Below are 2110 nucleotides of genomic sequence, written 5' to 3' on the forward strand. Positions count from 1 at the left end.
CCTCGTGCTTGAGCGCTATCTGGCTGGCCGATGCCCGGGCGATGAAGCACGCGCTTTCAGCCGTCGGTGGTTTGCCAGGCGCGAAACGGCACCGCACGGAGTAGCGCAAGTCGTTTCGCGTCGGCATCGACCAGGGAGCCCGGCGGAACCGCATGCGCGGCGGGCTGGGGCATTGCCAGCGCAATCGACGAATAGGAACGGATGGGCGCGTTCGGCATCAAGAAGAGGGGAATACCACCTATCGCGTGCCGCCAGTGCCGGGCCGGGTTCGCGAAAGCGCTCAGAGCTCCTTGTCCAGCGGCAGCAGGGCGAGGAATTCAACCTCCGTTCGCTGCCAGGAACTACGCGCGGGTTCCAAATCGTACTCGATGTCGTTTCCGTCTTCCCGGGTGCGCCAGATCAACTTGGGCGGCCCACCCGTCTGATCTGTACGCAACGCCGGCACGTAGCTATTTGCAGGAACCGCGATCGATTCAAAGCGCACCGCGGTTTGGCGCGCCAACTCGGGGCTGTCGATAATCAATCCAACTTCAGTATTCAGTCGGCGCGAACGCTGGTCGAAATTCATCGATCCGATATACAACCTCTGGCGATCGAACACGAACAGCTTCGCGTGCAGCGTGTAATTTCCGGAGCGCGCCGCCGCAGACGACTCGCCGCTGCCCCTGGCATTACCCAGTAGCGAACGTACTTCATAGAGTTCCACGCCGTCCTCGAGCAAAGGGACGCGATAGCGCATGTAACCGGACTGCGCCACCAGTTCCGGCGTCGACTCGAGCGAATTGGTCAGGATCCGAACGCGCACGCCGTGCTTGCGCAGGTCCTTGAACAGCCGCATTCCCCCGTTTCCAGGTATGAGGAAGGGTGTGACTATCAACAGCTCCGACTGCACTGCCGCCACGGCGTCAGCCACCGTCCGATGCATCAGCTCACCGACCATCTCCCCCTTTTTGACGCGCCTCTTGTCAGGGCTGTCATAGACTACTTGCGCGCGCGCCCACACGAGCGGCAACCTGCCGGACAGCATCCCGGCGAGCGGCTCACCGCTCGCAACCCGGCTCGCATAATCGGTCGGGTCCGCCTTCAACTCCCTGCGATGTTCGTCCAGGGTCTTGCGGTAGGCGTCCAGAGCCGCGTCCGAGTGCTCTCCATTGCCAAGTCCGGCAACCGGGATCGCGAGATCGCTGTTCCAAAACTCATCGAATGTCCTGGATAGGTCCTTTGCGATCGGCCCCGCCACAAAGACATCGTCATCACCGAACTGTGACTCGGGGTCGACCTGAAAGTACTGATCGCCGATATTGCGCCCCCCGACGAGGGCGATCGTGCCGTCGACAACCAGCAGCTTGTTGTGCATCCGGTAATCGAGCCGCGGCGCGTTGAACATGAATTCAATGTCGCGAAACAACTCGGTATGGCCGCGATAGGTAAACGGATTGTAAATTCGAATCTCAATTTTTGGATGTGCACTCAGCGCTGCGATCTGTTCATCGCCCTCGAGCGTGTCCCCGTCATCGACCAGGACACGTACTCGGACCCCTCGATCGGCCGCGCGCAGCAAGGCCTCGGTCAACAACTGGCCGGTATCGTCCTGACGAAAGATAAAATATTCTAGATCGAGGGTCCGTTCGGCCGTATTGATCATCTGCGCACGAGCCAGGAACCCGTCGACTCCCACCGAAAGTAGGCGAAATGCGGAATTCCCCTCATGCTTTCGCGCCGCGCCATCGAACTGACGGCCGAGCCGCGTGTCCTCGGGATGAGTCAACGCGATCGACACTACCCTCGGGAAGTCGGTCCCGGGCGGCAACGTTGCGCAACCGACCATAAGCGTGGCCACAAGACTGAACGCTACGAAGCGCATCGCGAGACCGCTCGCCGCCATGTTTCGGTTCCGCCACGACAATGTCTACGATTAAAGATACCGCCCGTGCGGTCGCTGATTCCTGACCCCGGTCGCGGGGCCTCAGCTTCAGCGACAGTGTCGCGGGCCTTGACGCCTTCGATGCTACCTGCGAGGACGATCACCGTCGCATCCGTTTACGAACAATATCGCTCACAAATCGGCGCTATCGTTGGCCCGCCGTCCCCGCGTGTCGCGCCTCTCGGC

Annotated in this window: 1 protein-coding gene; it reads right to left on the minus strand. The window is 61.1% G+C overall.

Annotated elements, in window-relative coordinates; all coding sequences use genetic code 11:
• Positions 1-280: 280 nt before the first annotated feature.
• Positions 281-1885 carry a phospholipase D family protein gene (locus VIW95_RS04875; protein ID WP_331584296.1) on the minus strand — a complete coding sequence of 535 codons (1605 nt, stop codon included), beginning with the start codon at positions 1883-1885 and terminating at the stop codon, positions 281-283.
• Positions 1886-2110: the final 225 nt, after the last annotated feature.

The organism is Binatus sp. (SeqCode) (assembly GCF_036522015.1).
Lineage (GTDB): Bacteria > Desulfobacterota > Binatia > Binatales > Binataceae > Binatus.